The sequence below is a fragment of the Subtercola frigoramans genome (assembly GCF_016907385.1).
GTDB lineage: Bacteria > Actinomycetota > Actinomycetes > Actinomycetales > Microbacteriaceae > Subtercola > Subtercola frigoramans.
The window spans coordinates 1,663,539-1,678,742 of the sequence record NZ_JAFBBU010000001.1 but is presented as its reverse complement, the minus strand read 5'-3'; the positions used below and the strand labels follow the sequence as shown (position 1 = coordinate 1,678,742).

Annotated in this window: 10 protein-coding genes; 4 read left to right on the top strand and 6 right to left on the bottom strand. The window is 67.6% G+C overall.

Annotated features, from left to right (window positions below):
* Nucleotides 1-2 precede the first annotated feature (2 nt).
* The 4 genes from JOE66_RS07980 to JOE66_RS07965 all read right to left on the bottom strand — a co-directional run bounded on the left by JOE66_RS07980 (nucleotide 3) and on the right by JOE66_RS07965 (nucleotide 5,107).
* Nucleotides 3-1,283, bottom strand: a complete 1,281-nt coding sequence (locus JOE66_RS07980; RefSeq protein WP_205108338.1) for a sensor histidine kinase — start codon at nucleotides 1,281-1,283, stop codon at nucleotides 3-5.
* A gap of 107 nt (nucleotides 1,284-1,390) precedes the next feature.
* Nucleotides 1,391-2,725 carry a M50 family metallopeptidase gene (locus JOE66_RS07975; protein WP_205108336.1) on the bottom strand — a complete coding sequence of 445 codons (1,335 nt, stop codon included), beginning with the start codon at nucleotides 2,723-2,725 and terminating at the stop codon, nucleotides 1,391-1,393.
* A 261-nt stretch (nucleotides 2,726-2,986) separates the two neighbouring features.
* The gene (locus JOE66_RS07970; protein ID WP_205108334.1) at nucleotides 2,987-4,084 is read right to left on the bottom strand and encodes a 1-deoxy-D-xylulose-5-phosphate reductoisomerase; all 1,098 of its coding nucleotides are present in this window, start codon (nucleotides 4,082-4,084) and stop codon (nucleotides 2,987-2,989) included.
* A 12-nt stretch (nucleotides 4,085-4,096) separates the two neighbouring features.
* Complete coding sequence (locus tag JOE66_RS07965) at nucleotides 4,097-5,107, bottom strand: FKBP-type peptidyl-prolyl cis-trans isomerase (protein WP_205108332.1); 1,011 nt, start codon at nucleotides 5,105-5,107, stop codon at nucleotides 4,097-4,099.
* Between the two features lie 210 nt (nucleotides 5,108-5,317).
* On the opposite strand from JOE66_RS07965, the gene JOE66_RS07960 reads away from it, so the two are divergent.
* Both JOE66_RS07960 and JOE66_RS07955 read left to right on the top strand, forming a co-directional pair.
* Nucleotides 5,318-9,385 carry a Pls/PosA family non-ribosomal peptide synthetase gene (locus JOE66_RS07960; protein WP_205111752.1) on the top strand — a complete coding sequence of 1,356 codons (4,068 nt, stop codon included), beginning with the start codon at nucleotides 5,318-5,320 and terminating at the stop codon, nucleotides 9,383-9,385.
* A complete protein-coding gene (locus tag JOE66_RS07955) occupies nucleotides 9,385-10,746 on the top strand; it encodes a M1 family metallopeptidase (protein WP_205108330.1) in 1,362 nt (453 codons plus the stop codon). Before JOE66_RS07960 ends, JOE66_RS07955 begins: the two co-directional genes overlap by 1 nt.
* On the opposite strand, the gene JOE66_RS07950 is transcribed toward JOE66_RS07955, so the two are convergent.
* Nucleotides 10,743-12,155 carry an MFS transporter gene (locus JOE66_RS07950; RefSeq protein WP_307827112.1) on the bottom strand — a complete coding sequence of 471 codons (1,413 nt, stop codon included), beginning with the start codon at nucleotides 12,153-12,155 and terminating at the stop codon, nucleotides 10,743-10,745. The two genes, JOE66_RS07955 and JOE66_RS07950, sit on opposite strands and share 4 nt — an antisense overlap.
* A 7-nt stretch (nucleotides 12,156-12,162) precedes the next feature.
* Complete coding sequence (locus JOE66_RS07945) at nucleotides 12,163-12,624, bottom strand: OsmC family protein (protein WP_205108328.1); 462 nt, start codon at nucleotides 12,622-12,624, stop codon at nucleotides 12,163-12,165.
* A 34-nt stretch (nucleotides 12,625-12,658) separates the two neighbouring features.
* Here JOE66_RS07945 and gabT point away from each other — a divergent pair, with 34 nt between their 5' ends.
* A complete protein-coding gene (gabT, locus tag JOE66_RS07940) occupies nucleotides 12,659-14,017 on the top strand; it encodes a 4-aminobutyrate--2-oxoglutarate transaminase (RefSeq protein ID WP_205108326.1) in 1,359 nt (452 codons plus the stop codon).
* Nucleotides 14,018-14,126: 109 nt separating this feature from the next.
* Complete coding sequence (locus tag JOE66_RS07935) at nucleotides 14,127-15,122, top strand: asparaginase (protein WP_205108324.1); 996 nt, start codon at nucleotides 14,127-14,129, stop codon at nucleotides 15,120-15,122.
* Nucleotides 15,123-15,204 lie beyond the last annotated feature (82 nt).

The following is a 15,204-nucleotide window of genomic DNA, read 5'->3' as shown; positions in this document are numbered from 1 at the left end:
CATCATTGCCCGCTCCTTCGAGGCAGAGTCGCGACCACCGAGAAACCTCCGCCAGAAGTCGGGCCGGCGTCGAGGTGCCCGCCGAGGAGTTCGGCGCGCTCACGCATGCCGAGCATCCCCCTGCCCGAGGTCTCAGGCGTCCCTGCACGGTGCTGTGTCGAGGTTCCGTTGTCGGTCACAGCCAGCACATAGTCGCTCGGATGCTCGACGAGAAGCACTTCTGCGCTCGTGGCCGCGGAATGCCTCACGACGTTCGTCAGGCTCTCCTGGGCGATGCGGTACAGCGCCAACTGCACGCCGGGTGGCGGTTCCGAGGTGAGGCGGTTGTGCAGTGCCACGGAGAGCTCATCGGTCGAGATGGATTTCACCAGCGACGGCAGCCGGGAGAGGTCGGCCTGGGGAACGAGGGCTGCCTCGCTGGGATTCTCCTCCGCACCCCACCCGACACTGCCCTCCGAGCGGAGGAACCCGAGCACCCCCCGCACCTCGTCGAGGGCGGTCTTGCTCGTCGCCTTGATGTTGCCGAGGGCTTCCCTGGCCTTGTCGGGTTGGGAGTCGATCAGGTGAAGGCCCATTCCCGCCTGCACGTTGATCTGCGAGAGCGAGTGGGCAAGCACGTCGTGGAGTTCGCGGGCGATCCGCACGCGTTCCGCGGCGGCGGCGTCTTCCCTGCGTTTTTTCGAGGCGGCCTGGAACGCGGCCACCCGTTCACCCCGGGTGCGGACGGCCTCGCCGATCAGCATCACCACGATGATTCCCAGAGCGGTGAGGAGCACCCGGCCAGGATGCCAGGGCACGCCCAGCGTCGCCGAACCGACGAGCACGACCACCCAGCCGGCCGCGATCGAGGCGAACGCCCACCGACGTGCACCACGCACTGTCGCGGAGATGACAGCGAACGCCAGGGCGAGGTACGGCGCCCCGGAGCCGGGAGTGAAGAGCAGGTCTGCGGCAGTGGCAGCAGTGGCAATGGCCACGACAGGCCCAGGGAAGCGCCGTGCGCCGATGAGGGCGAGTGGCCCGACCAGAGCAAGCGCAACGATGGGTACAGCGATGTCGATCGGTAGCCTGGCGCGGCCTGTTACGACGAGCGCGGGTATGACCTGCACGAGGAACGAGAGGACGACGGGCAACCAGAGCCTCGCCCAGCGCGGCGGGCCGGACCTGGTGCCAGCTGCTGCGTCACCTGAGGTGCGGCGTTCCCACCTCGCAAGTGCGTCGCCTCGGTTCGCCCAGGGGTCTGGCGTGTCACCGGCGCTGGGGGTGCGGTCAGTGCTGGGCATGCGCAGAATCGTATCGAAGTGTGTGCCGCCGGGCATCCCTCACCCGGCGCGTGCACCGTACTCCCCCGGGAGTACGCGTCACACAGCTCGTTCGCTCTGCCGCTTGGTCAGCCAAAGATGTTCACGGGGTTCACGATGTCGGCGTACATGAGAAGGGCGCTGACGCCGCCGAGGAAGATGACGACCACGAACGTCAGTGGCATCAGCTTTGCGGTGTCGACGGGCCCCGGGTCAGGCCGCTTGAAGAGTTTTGCGAGACGGCGGCGCAGACCCTCCCAGAGGGCACCGGCGATGTGGCCGCCGTCGAGGGGCATCAGCGGCACGAGGTTGATCACGAAGAGCCCGATGTTCACCGAACCGAGCAACCCGATCAGGGTCGCCACCTTGCTGGCCAGCGGAATGTCGATCGTCGCGATCTCACCGGCCACCCTTCCGACACCCACCACGCTGATCGGGCCGTTGATGTCGCGGGTCCCGTTGCCGAAGGCAGCGTTCGCCACTCCGACCAGCCTCTGTGGCAGATTGAAGATCGTGTTCGCGACGCCGGCGACGTTCTGCCCGACGAACGGCAGCACCGAGGTGATCGGCTGCGGCACCAGTTGGCTTGCGTACCCGATGCCGACAAAACCGACCTGTTCGGTGACGGCCTTGCCCGAGGCATCCGTCACTGCCTGCAGCTGGCCGTTGACCAGCTGAGTGGTGGCGCGTTCGGTCAGCAGCGGGGTGACACTGAGCGTCTTCTCTGCCCCATCGCGGTTGACCACCACGGACAGCGTCCTGCCAGAGGAGGCCCGGATGATCGCGGTCGACTGGTCCCAGCTCGAAACGGCCGTGCCGTCGATACTCACGAGCGTGTCGCCCGGGAGAATGCCCGCTGCGGCACCCGGCGACACCGGGTCCCCCGTCTCGCAGGTCTGCCTGGTGCTGCTCGCCGGCAACACACAGGAACTCACCGAACCGACGGTGGTGCTGGGGCCGGCGATACCGAAACCGCAGAGCACGATCGCGAAGAAGACGATTCCGAGCAGAAGGTTCATCGTCGGGCCGCCGAGCATGATGATCACACGCTTGTGCACGGGCAGCCGGTAGAACGCGCGCACATCGTCGTCGCCGACAGAGTCCGCGCTGGCCTTGCGGGCATCCTGCACGAGGGTCCGGAAGAAGCCGGTGCTGGTGCGCCTGATCTTGCCACCCTCCTTCTGCGGAGGGAACATGCCGATCATCGAGATGTAGCCGCCGAGAGGAATGGCCTTCACTCCGTATTCGGTCTCACCGCGTCGGCGCGAGAAGACGGTGGGTCCGAACCCGATCATGTACTGGGTGACTTTGACCCCGAAGAGCTTGGCCGGCACGAGGTGCCCGACTTCGTGCAGGGCGATGGACACCGCGAGACCGAGCGCGATGATGACCACACCGACGATGAACAGGAGCACGTTTTCCACCTGCACACGATACCGCCCGGGCTTCGACCGGCGCTGGGCGCGGGCTGAGCGCCCGCTCTACGTTCGCCCGACCGTCGGTTGAGTAGGCGAGCGCAGCGGGCGCCCTGAACAGGCGCTCGCTCTCAGCGCGGCGCGTCGAGCGCAGCGGGCGCCTGGCGAACGCAGGTTGAGTAGCGGCGCGGCCGCGTATCGAAACCCGGTACGCGAACGGGTTTAGATACGCTCGGCGCCCGGCACCGTGCTACTCAACCAGCGAGGCTCTCAGCCCGCGCCGGCGATGAGGCGGTCGGCCTCGCGGCGCGCCCAGAGTTCAGCATCGGCCAGTGAGTCACGCGTGAGTACACCAGAGGGTCGTTCGTGCAGCTGCACCACCGCGGCGATCGTGTCGACAATGTCGAGGAATCCGATGCGACCGGAGTGGAACGCGGCCACAGCCTGCTCATTCGCAGCGTTGAAGACCGCGGGGTAGGTACCTCCGGCCTGGCCGACCTGCTTCGCCAGCGCGACGGCAGGGAAGGCCTCCGTGTCGAGGGGTTCGAACGTCCAGCTGTGCGACGAGCTCCAGTCCAGCGGCACTCCGACCCCTGCGACCCGGTTCGGCCAGTCGAGGCCGAGCGAGATCGGCAGGCGCATGTCTGGCGGTGACGCCTGGGCGATCGTCGAGCCGTCGATAAACTCCACCATCGAGTGGATGACCGACTGGGGGTGAACCGTGACCTCGATGCGCTCGTACGGTACGTCGAACAGCAGGTGCGCCTCGATGATCTCGAGGCCCTTGTTCACCAGGGTCGAGGAGTTCGTCGTGACGACGAGCCCCATGTCCCAGGTGGGATGCGCCAGGGCCTCGCGGGGAGTCACGTCGTGGAGCGACTCCCGTGACCGGCCGCGGAACGGTCCACCCGAGGCTGTGAGCACAAGACGAGCGACCTCGGCCGCAGTTCCGGAGCGGAGGGCCTGCGCAATCGCGGAGTGTTCGGAATCGACGGGTACGATCTGCCCGGGTTTCGCGATGCTTCGCACCAGTTCGCCGCCGACTATGAGGCTCTCCTTGTTCGCCAACGCGAGGGTCCTGCCCATTTCGAGCGCGGCAAGTGTCGAACCGAGCCCGACGGAGCCTGTGATGCCATTCAGCACCACGTCTGCGTCGACAGAACGAACGAGCTGTTCGGCCTCGACGGCCCCGAGGGCGACGTCGGCGACCCCGAATTCGGCGGCCTGGGCATCGATCGCCACCCGGTTGGTGCCTGCGGCGAGCCCGACGATCTCGAAGCGCTCACTGTTGGCAGCGATCACGTCGAGCGCCTGCACCCCGATCGAACCGGTCGAACCGAGAACGATGACCCTCCGCCGTGCTGACATCTGGGCTCCGGCCTACTGGCCCGGCGTGGTGGCGAGGATGTCGATCACGAACACCAGGGTGTCGGTGCCCGAGATGCCCGCAGCCGCCACGCCCGCCGAACCGTAGCCCTGGTCGGGCGGAATGATGACGATGACCTGGGAGCCGACGGTCTGCCCGACGAGCGCCTGCGTGAAGCCCGGGATGACCTGGTTGGTGACGAAGGTCGCCGGTGACTTGCCCCAGCTCTCGTCGAAGACCTTGCCCGTGCCCCAGATGACGCCCTGGTACTGCACCGTGACGCTGTCGCCCGCGGCGACGACCGCGCCGTCACCCTTCTTCAGGTCGGCGATCTGCACGGTCGTCGGTGGGTCGCTGGCCGGGATCGTGACCGTCGGCTTTCCATCGTCGGCCAGTGCCACAGTGGGGAACCCGGCCGGTGCGGGCTGGTCTGCACCGGTCGCCCGCGTTGGCATGTTCGGGTCGACCGTCGGCGACGGCGTGGCTGATGGTGCAGCAGTGACGTCCTTCACGTCCACCACGAAGACCAGCGAGTCGCCGGCAGCGACGCCGAGGCTCGAGTTGCCCGTCGAGCCGTACGCATCTCCTGGCGGCACAACAGCGACCACTCGCGACCCGACCGTCGAGCAGGAGACGGCCTTGACGAGGCCCGGCAAGAACTGCGACTCGTTCACGATCACGGGCAGGGGCTGGCCGCCGTCTTTGATGGTGGTGAACAGTTCGGCGCCGGAGGTCGCGTTGTAGAGCGTGAAGTCGATCGTCGCCTGCATGTCGGTGCCGGCCTTGGCGCCCGTACCCTCGGTGAGAACGGTGCGCTCCGTGATGTCGCTCGTGAGGGGTGAGGTGAACGTCGTCGTCGGGTGCGTGTCGAAGTCACCGCTGACCTTCACCGAATCCGAGGCGGTGCCCGGAGCGGTGAGCGCACAGGCGACCGGGCTGGCTGACGGGGTGGCGGGGCTGCCACTGCACGCGGCCAGGGTGAGCGCGACCGCAGCGGCCGCAGCTATAACGACGAATTTACGCATACATCCTCAGCTGTTCAAAACCCCCATGATACGCGAGGCAGTCGACAGGGCGCGCGCCGAAAGTCCGTCATGGACTTCCGGGCGGCCTCTAGACTGTGGCCGTTCACCCCCGCGTCACCGTGCACCACTAAAATCCGAACGCCACGCTCACGACTCGGTTCATGCACCTGCAGGCGAGCCGTGGCGAAGACAGAACAGGATGCGAACAGGATGCCCGGCAGCACACCCCCAGACGACCTCGTTGCGACCCTCCCCGGGCTGCTCCTGGCTGGCGGCCGCGCACCGCAGCCACGCACGCTGATGGATGTTCTGCGCTCGACTGCCGCCGAGCATCCACAGGCCTCTGCCCTCGCCGACGCGACGGGAACGCTCAGCTACCGGGAACTCCTCAGGGAGGTCAACGCGGCCGCAGCGCGACTCGCAACGGCGGGGGTGCGCCACGGCGACCGGGTCGGAATCCGCATCCCCTCGGGAACGCGGGTGCTCTACATCTCCATTCTGGCTACCCTGGCCGTCGGCGCCAGCTACGTTCCCGTCGATGCCGACGACCCCGAGGAGCGCGCCGAGCTGGTCTTCGGCGAGGCGAAGGTCGTCGGGGTGATCGGCGCCTCGGGATCGATCGAGCTCGCGAGCGCCGATGCATCGTCACCCCCTCAGACCGAAGCGCCGACCCTCGGCAGCCCGACGGGCACCTTGCCGGTCGTCGGTGGCCCCACGCCAGACGATGACGCCTGGATCATCTTCACCTCGGGTTCCACGGGTACGCCCAAGGGCGTCGCCGTGACCCACCGGTCGGCGGCGGCCTTCGTCGACGCCGAGGCGCGCCTGTTTCTGCAGTCAGACCCCCTCGGGCCGGGTGACCGGGTGCTCGCCGGGTTGTCGGTGGCCTTCGACGCCTCCTGCGAGGAGATGTGGCTGGCGTGGCGCCACGGGGCCTGCCTGGTGCCGGCACCCCGCTCACTCGTGCGCTCAGGCGTCGACCTGGGGCCCTGGCTGATCGCGCACGGCATCACCATCGTCTCGACCGTGCCCACTCTTGCCGCGCTCTGGCCGCTCGAGTCGCTCGAACTGGTCCGCCTGCTCATCTTCGGCGGAGAAGCCTGCCCTCCCGAACTCGTTGCACGGCTGGCCGTCGACGGGCGGGAGGTCTGGAACACCTACGGGCCGACCGAGGCGACCGTTGTGGCGTGTGCTGCGCTGCTCGACGGAACGGGCCCGGTGCGCATCGGACTGCCCCTCGACGGCTGGGACCTCGCGGTGGTCGACGGCTCCGGTACACCCGTCGCCGAGGGCGAGATCGGCGAGCTCGTCATCGGCGGCGTCGGGCTCGCCCGCTACCTCGACGAAGCCAAAGATCGCGAGAAGTATGCGCCGATGCCCACTCTGGGCTGGGATCGCGCGTACCGCAGCGGCGACAACGTGCTCTTCAGCACCGAAGGGCTGCTCTTCCAGGGCCGCGCCGACGACCAGGTCAAACTCGGTGGCCGCCGCATCGAGCTCGGTGAGGTCGAAGCTGCCGTCGCCGCGCTGCCCGGAGTTGCCGGTGCCGCAGCAGTGGTGCAGCGAACACAGGCCGGAAACCAGATCCTCGTCGGGTACATCGCCCTGACCGAAGCCGACTCGGGTTTCAGCACCCAGCACGCCTCCGACCTTCTGCGCGAGACGCTGCCGGCCGCACTCGTGCCATTGCTCGCCGTCGTTGAATCTCTCCCCACCCGTACCTCCGGCAAGGTAGACAAGGCCGCGCTGCCCTGGCCGTTGCCGACACCCTCACTCGCGGTCAGCGACGGCACCCGCCGTGACGGCACCCCCGGCTCTGGCGATTCGGATGCCCGGCCACCGCTCTCTGCCACCGAAGCCTGGCTCGCTGTGCAGTGGACGGCCATTCTCGGCGCACCAGTGACAGGGCCTGACGACGACTTCTTCGCGTTCGGAGGGGGAAGCCTCTCGGCCGCCCAACTGGTGTCGGGCATCCGGATGCGTTTCCCGGAGACAACCGTGGCCGACATCTACGACCACCCGCGAATCGGTGCCCTGGCGACCGAACTCGATGCGCGGGCTCCGGCCACCGCCCGCAAACGACGCACGGTGCGCCCGACCCCGGTCGGCACCCAGGTCGCGCAGACGCTGCTGGGCATCCCGCTCTATGTGCTCGTGGGCCTGCGGTGGCTGGTCTATGTTCTGGCCGCCAACAACGTGCTGGCCCTCTTCGGTGACTTCGCGTGGGCGCCGACCGTGTCGTGGTGGTGGATTCTCGCCGGCTTCGTGCTGCTGATCACCCCCTTCGGCCGCATGGCGATCTCCGTCGTCTTCGCGAGGGCTCTGCTGGCTGGCTTGGAACCCGGGAACTACCCGCGGGGAGGCAGCGTGCACCTGCGTCTCTGGCTGGCAGAGCAGATCGCGAACCTCGTCGGGGCGACGAACCTCGCCGGTGCCCCCTGGATCATCACCTACGCCAGGGCACTCGGCGCGAAGATCGGTCCGGGCGTCGACCTGCACTCCCTCCCGCCGATCACGGGCATGCTGAAGATCGGGGCCCGCGCATCCGTCGAACCCGAGGTCGACCTGGCCGGGTACTGGGTCGACGGCGACATTCTGCGCCTCGGTTCGGTGCACATCGACGCGGACTCGGCCGTCGGTGCACGAAGCACACTGCTGCCGGGAACACACATCGGCCGCCGGGCCGAGATCGCACCGGGCTCCGCCGTTTCGGGGCGGGTGCAGGGCGGGCAGCTCTGGGCCGGCTCCCCCGCCGAACGCGTCGGCAAGGCGAAACCGAACTGGCCGGATTTCCGCCCACCCCGCAACACCCGCTGGCTCGTGCCCTTCGCCCTCGGCTCGATCGTGCTCTCGCTCCTGCCAGCATTCGCTGTGCTTGCCGGCTGCGCCGTCGTGGGCGTGTTCCTCTGCCTGGGGCAGGCGCCACTCACCACCGATACAGGAGTCGCCGTCATCACCACCCCGGCCACGGTCATCCTGCCCACCCTCGGCGACGCCGCTCTGCGCGCGCTGGCGGCGATCCCGCTGGCCACCCTTGCCGCCGGTGTGGTCTATGCGGGCCTCACGGTCGTCTTCGCGCGTCTGCTCGGCCTGGGAATTCGCCCGGGCAGCTATCCGGTGCGCTCCCGGGTCGGCTGGCAGGTCTGGGCCACGGAGCGTCTGCTCGATGCTGCGCGCACCATCCTCTTCCCGTTCTACGCGAGCCTCTTCACGCCGGTCTGGCTTCGGATGCTCGGGGCCAAGGTCGGCAAGAACGTCGAAGCCTCCACCGTGCTGCTCCTGCCGGCGATGACCACGATCGGAGACCACGCCTTCCTCGCCGACGACACCATGGTGGCCTCGTACGAGCTCGGAGGCGGCTGGCTCCGCATCGACGAGGCCCGGGTCGGCAAGCGCGCCTTCCTCGGTAACAGCGGCATGACGGGCCCCGGGCGAACGGTGCCTCGCAACGGCCTCGTCGCCGTGCTCTCTGCGACGCCGCGGAAGGCGAAGAGCGGCTCCTCGTGGCTCGGCAACCCGCCGGTGCGGTTGCGGCGCCAGGTCGCAGAATTCGACGAGACGCGCACCTTCCAGCCCTCTGCCTGGCGCCGGATTGCGCGTGCGCTCTGGGAGATCGGGCGCATCGTGCCGGTGATGATCAGCGTCGCGCTCGGGCTCGGCGTCGTCGTGCTGCTGGAGTACCTTGTCGCGTCGGCTGGAATCGGCTGGGCGATCGTGCTCTCGGGGGCGGTGATGCTGCTCGCCGGAGCGGTGGCCGCACTGGTGACGACGGTCGCCAAGTGGGCGCTGGTGGGCAGAATCGGGCGGGAAGAGCATCCACTCTGGTCGTCGTTCGTCTGGCGCAACGAAGTGTCGGATACCTTTGTAGAGATGGTTGCTGCTCCGTGGTTCGCTGGCTCAGCCACTGGCACGCCCGCACTGGCCGTGTGGCTCCGCTCCCTGGGCACCACGATCGGGCGCGGAGCCTGGGTCGAGACCTACTGGCTGCCAGAGGCTGACCTCGTGAGCCTGGGCGCTGCGTCCACCGTCAACAGGGGCTGCGTGGTGCAGACCCACCTCTTTCACGACCGGGTCATGAGCCTCGACACCGTCGACCTCGAAGACGGTGCCACCCTGGGTCCGCACGGCGTGATCCTGCCGGCCGCCTCCATCGGAGCAGACGCGACCGTCGGGCCGGCCTCCCTCGTCATGCGCGGAGAGCACGTGCCCGCCGGATCGCGGTGGGCCGGGAACCCGATTGCCCCGTGGGCAGACGACTCAGCCGAGGCGCCAGCCTGATGCCGCGTTCGACACGGCCCACATCGACAGCGCTGGCCTCCGAGGGCACACGCTCGCTCGGCGACCCGTACCTGCCCACCAGTGGCAACGGCGGTTACACCGTGCTGCACTACGACCTCGACTGCGACTATCGCGTGAGTTCCAACAGGCTGAGCGCCACGGCCACGATCACCGCTCGTGCAACCCAGAAGCTGAGCAGGTTCAGCCTCGACTTCGCCGGCCTCGTTGCCAACAAGGTGAGCGTCAACGGAACCCGGGCGACCCACGTGATCCAGACGGCCCGAAAACTCGTGATCACCCCAGCTCTCCCTCTCGACAATGGAGCAGAGTTCACCATCGTCGTCAAGTACGCAGGGCTCCCCAAGCCGGTGCGCAGCCAGTGGGGCGAGGTCGGGTGGGAAGAACTCTCCGACGGGGTGATCGTGGCCGGTCAGCCGAGCGGTGCCCCTTCGTGGTTCCCCTGCAACGATCATCCATCGAACAAGGCCACCTACTCGATCGCGTTCTCGGCCGAGACGGCCTACCGCGTGCTCTGCAACGGTGAACTGGTGCTGCGGACGCAGCGGGCCAGTCGCACCCGCTGGGAATTCGAATCGCGGGAACCCGTGGCGACGTACCTGGCGACGGTGCAGATCGGCCTCTACGAGACGATGGGGGTCTCCCAGAGTGGAGTACTGCAGTATGTGCTGCTGCCCGAAGACCTGCGCTCGAACGCCCTCGCCGACTTCGAGGACCAGCCACAGATGATGGCACTCTTCGAGCGCTCATTCGGGCCGTACCCGTTCTCGGACTACACCGTCGTCGTCACCGATGATGAACTCGAGATTCCCCTCGAGGCCCAGGGTCTGGCGATCTTCGGGCGTAACCACATCGACGGCGTCGGAGGCTCTGAACGACTGATCGCACACGAACTCTCGCACCAGTGGTTCGGCAACAGCCTCACCATCTCGCAGTGGCGGGACATCTGGCTGCACGAGGGATTCGCCTGTTACGCCGAGTGGTTGTGGGCGGAGGAGTCGGGCTCGCTGACCGCTGACGGCTCAGCAGCCCAGGCCTGGAGCAAGATCAATCGCCTGCCCAAAGACCTGGTGATCGGTGACCCGGGTTCCGCCCGGATGTTCGACGACAGGGTCTACAAGCGCGGCGCCCTGACACTCCACGCTCTTCGCACCACTCTCGGCGACGATGTCTTCTTCACGATTCTGCGCGAGTGGGCAGCGACGCATCGCCACGGCAACGTCAGCACTCCCGAATTCATCGCGCTGGTCGAGACACACTCCCCTGTGCCCGTGCGCTCCCTGTTCGCGGCCTGGCTCGACCAGTCGAGCCTGCCGAAGCTGCCGAAACGCACGGCGCGTTAGGTTCGCTGGCTGCGTTTCGCGTTCTGGATACCGACCAGCGAGACGATTCCGCCGACCACCAGCAGTGCCGACGTGGCCAGCGCGGCGCGCGAGAAGCCTTCCACCGTGAGGGCATCGCCGATGATGAGTGCCGCAGCAGCGGTCGCGACGAGTCCCGCGACGCGCGAGACCGCGTTGTTGGTGGCTGACGCGATGCCTGCCCGCTCCGGGTCGATCGAGCCCAGCACCGCCGCTGTGAGCGGAGCCACCGTCATCACCAGTCCGAGCGAGAACACGACGGTTCCGGGAAGAACCTGGCTGACGTAGTTTGCCTCAGCCGTGACCTGCGAGAGGAGCAGATACCCCACGGCTCCCACGATCGGGCCTGCTGCCATGAACCAGCGCGAACCGTAACGACCGGCAAGTGTGCCGAACAGCGACGCGAGCGAGATGCTGATCACGGTCGACGGCAGCGAGGCCAGGCCGGCCTGGGTGGCGGAATAGCCGGCAACCTGCTGCAGGAACAGGGTGAGGGCAAACCCGCCGAGCGAGAGCGCGGCGTAGATGAAGGCGGTGGCCACATTGCCCACCCAGAAGTTGCGCACCCGGAACAAGGAGAGGGGAAGCATCGGGTGGCTCGCCACAGCCTCGTTCCAGAGGAAGAGCCCGAAGGAGGCGAGGCCAAGCGCCAGCGCACCCCAGACGATCGGGTTCGACCAGCCCAGCCTGCCGTGTTCGATGAGGGCGAAGACCGGCAACCCGATGCCGAGGATGCCGAGCACCGCCCCGCGATAGTCGATCACCGGCTTCACGGCCCGGGGAGGTTCGAGGTCGAGGCGGCGCAGGGCAAGGAGGGTCACCGCGATCGGAATGACGTTGATCGCGAACACCAGCCTCCACGACACCAGGTCGACCAACACGCCGCCCAGAAGAGGGCCGGCGAGAAACGCTGTGCTCGTCCACGCCGTCCAGCGACCGATCGCCTTCGCCCGTGCCGGCCCATCGAAGTTCGCCACGATGATCGCCAGCGAGCTCGGTACCAGCAACGCCCCCGCGATTCCCTGGATGCCCCGGGAGACGATCAGCATCGCATCCGTCACCGACACCGCGCAGAGCACAGAGGCCGCGCCGAACCCGATGAGCCCCCAGAAGATCACGCGGCGCCGCCCGAAGGCATCGGAGAGCGAACCCGCGAGCAGGATGACGGCAGTCAGCGAGATGAGGTAGGCATCGACGACCCACTGCTGGCCGGCGAGGCCTCCCCCGAGTTCCCGGGAGATCGCGGGAAGCGCCACGTTGATGACGGTGCCGTCGAGGAACACGATGAACGACGACAGAACAGCGACGGTCAGGATCCGCCGCTGGTAGCTCGACATCGGGCTGGACGAAGGCGCTGGGCCTGAGGCAGGCAGGGGATGCGGTGACGTCACAGGTGAATCACTCGGCGCGCGGCTCGTGCAGAACGGGGAAGTTGACCGACTGCGCGATGAAGCAGAGTTGACTCGCCTCCCGGTGCAGTGAATTCGCGAGCTCAGCCTGCCCGGGGTCAGCCAGCGTCACAACAGGGCGAAGCGTTGCAGAGGTGAAGTGGCCACCCTGGCCCACCTGTTCCATCACGCCCTCGGCCGAATCGGTGTAGCCGGTCACCGCGACGCCGTGCTGAACGGCGACGTGGAGGTACGAGAGCATGTGGCACTCGGCGAGCGCGGCCAGCAGCAGTTCCTCGGGGTTCCACCGGTCGCGGTCGCCGTGGAAGGTGCGGTCGGCCGACGTCGGCAGCTCGATCTTGCCGGATGCCCGGACGACACCCTGTCTGCCGTAGTCACGGTACCCGGTGGTACCCGAACCGCGGTTCCCCTGCCATTCGACGTCGACGCGGTAGTGGTGTTCGGTGTTCACGCTTCTCAGACTACGTCGGGGGTAATCTTTATTCATGACCGACATCATTGGCAGTTCAGTGTTCACCGTTTCCCAGGAGCGCAAGATCGTCACGGCGATCCCCGGTCCGAAGTCCGATGCCCTGCACGCTCGACGTCTGGCCGTGGTGCCGACCGGTGTCTCGTCGGTGCTTCCCGTCTACATCGCCAGGGCCAACGGCGCGATCCTCGTCGATGTCGACGGCAACCAGTTCATCGACATGGGAGCCGGCATCGGGGTCACCACTGTGGGCCACACCGAGGCGGCTGTGGTCGAGGCAGCTTCTGCCCAGCTCCACGACGTCACCCACACCCTCTTCACCATCACACCGTACGAAGGGTATGTGCGAGTCGCTGAGCTCCTCGCTGAGCACACCCCCGGCGACTTCGCCAAGAAGACGATGCTCGCCAACTCCGGTGCAGAAGCCGTCGAGAACGCCGTGAAGATCGCCCGCAAGCACACCCGCCGCGTCGGTGTCGCCGTTCTCGAGCACGCCTACCACGGGCGCACCAACCTCACGATGGCCATGAACTTCAAGGCGGCCCCCTACTCGACCGGGTTCGGGCCCTTCGCCGGTGACGTGTACCGCGCTCCGAACTCGTACCCCTACCACGACGGTCTCTCGGGCGCCGAGGCGGCGACCCGCACGATCGACTACCTCGAGAAGACCGTGGGGTCGTATGACCTCGCGTGCCTCGTCGTCGAGCCGATCCAGGGCGAAGGCGGTTTCGTCGTCCCAGCGGAGGGCTTCCTGCCGACCCTGCAGGCCTGGTGCACCGAGAAGGGCATCGTGTTCATCGCCGACGAGATCCAGAGCGGCATGGCCCGAACGGGTGCCTACTTCGCCAGCGAGCACTTCGGCCTCGTGCCCGACATGATCACCTCGGCCAAGGGCATCGCCGGCGGGCTCCCCCTCGCCGCCGTCACGGGTCGCGCCGAGATCATGGATTCCGCCCTGCCCGGTGGCCTCGGCGGCACCTTCGGCGGAAACCCCGTCGCAACGGCCGCGGCCATCGCCGTCTTCGACGAGATCGAACGCCTCGGTCTGCTGGCCGAAGCCACCCGGGTCGAGCAGACGCTCTCTGCAGGCCTGCTCGAACTGCAGAAGAAGTACGACATCATCGGCGAGGTCCGCGGGGTAGGGGCGATGATCGCCATCGAGCTCGTGCAGCCCGGAACAGGCCAGACCACCAAAGAGCCCAACCCGGCAGCGGTCACGGCCCTCGCGGCATACGCAGCCCAGCACGGGGTCATCCTCCTCACAGCAGGCACCTACGGAAACGTTCTGCGGTTCCTGCCGAGCCTGACGATCAGCGACGCCCTGCTCGAAGACGCCCTGGGTGTTCTCGACGACGGCTTCGCGACACTGGCGTGAAGGCGATTCGTGCGGGTTTCGATACGGCGCTTCGCACCTACTCAACCAACGACGTACGCCGGTTGAGTAGGCACGCAGAGCGCGCCGTATCGAAACCTGGGCTCGCGGTATGAGGGGTACGTTCGAAGCCTCCGAAGCTGTCGAGCTCGCGCACCTCACACGCAGCGGCTTCATCGAGTCACGTCACAGTGGTTCTGCCGTGGTCGTGCACCCCGACGGGCTCATCTCCCGCAGCGTCGGCAACCCCGACGCGCCCATCATCCCCCGGTCGTGCCTCAAGCCCTTCCAGGCCCTCGCTGTCGCCGAAGCGCTCGCTGGCGCGGGTGTCGAGCTGACGCCGCTCCAGACCGTGCTGTCGACGGCCAGCCATGCCGGAACCCCCGAACACCTCGTGGTCGTGCAGAGCATCCTCGACCGGGCAGGCTTGACACCGGATGCCCTGCAGTGCCCCCACGACTGGCCCGGTGACTCCGGCTCGCGTGACGCCCTCGTACGCGCGGGCTCCGGCCGGGCATCCCTCTACATGAACTGCTCTGGCAAACACGCAGCCATGCTGTTCGCCTGTGTTGTGAACGGCTGGCCGACAGCAAGCTATCTCGAGCTGGCCCACCCCCTGCAGCAACGAATTCTCAGCATGATCGAGCTCCTCACCGGTGAGAGTGTCTCTGCCACCGCTGTCGACGGCTGCGGAGCGCCGGTGCACGCGATCAGCCTGGTCGGCTTGGCCCGCGGGATCAGCCGCATCACCTCCTCCACCGACGGCGCGGCGCGGTTCCTGACCGATTCGGTCCTCGCCAATGGCTGGGCGATCGATGGCCCGGGCCGCGCCAACACCGTCTGCATCGACGAGCTCGGCGTCTTCTCGAAGCTCGGTGCAGAGGGCGTGATGGTGATGGCAGCTCCCGACGGAACGACGGTCGCCCTCAAGATGCTCGACGGCAGCCTGCGCGCCGCCTCGCTCGTGGGCCTCAGCCTGCTCGTCTCGGCTGGAGCCCTGGCCCAGGCCGATGTCGACCGGGTGCTGCCAACCCTTGACCTGACGATCTACGGCGGCACCGAACCTGTCGGCGCGATTCAGGTGTCTTCGGCCGTCGTAGCTCTCTAGCTACTGGGTTTCGATACGCCGGGCTTCGCCCAGCCACTCAACCAGAGAACTGATCCGTCGGTTGAGGAGCAGCGCAGCTGCG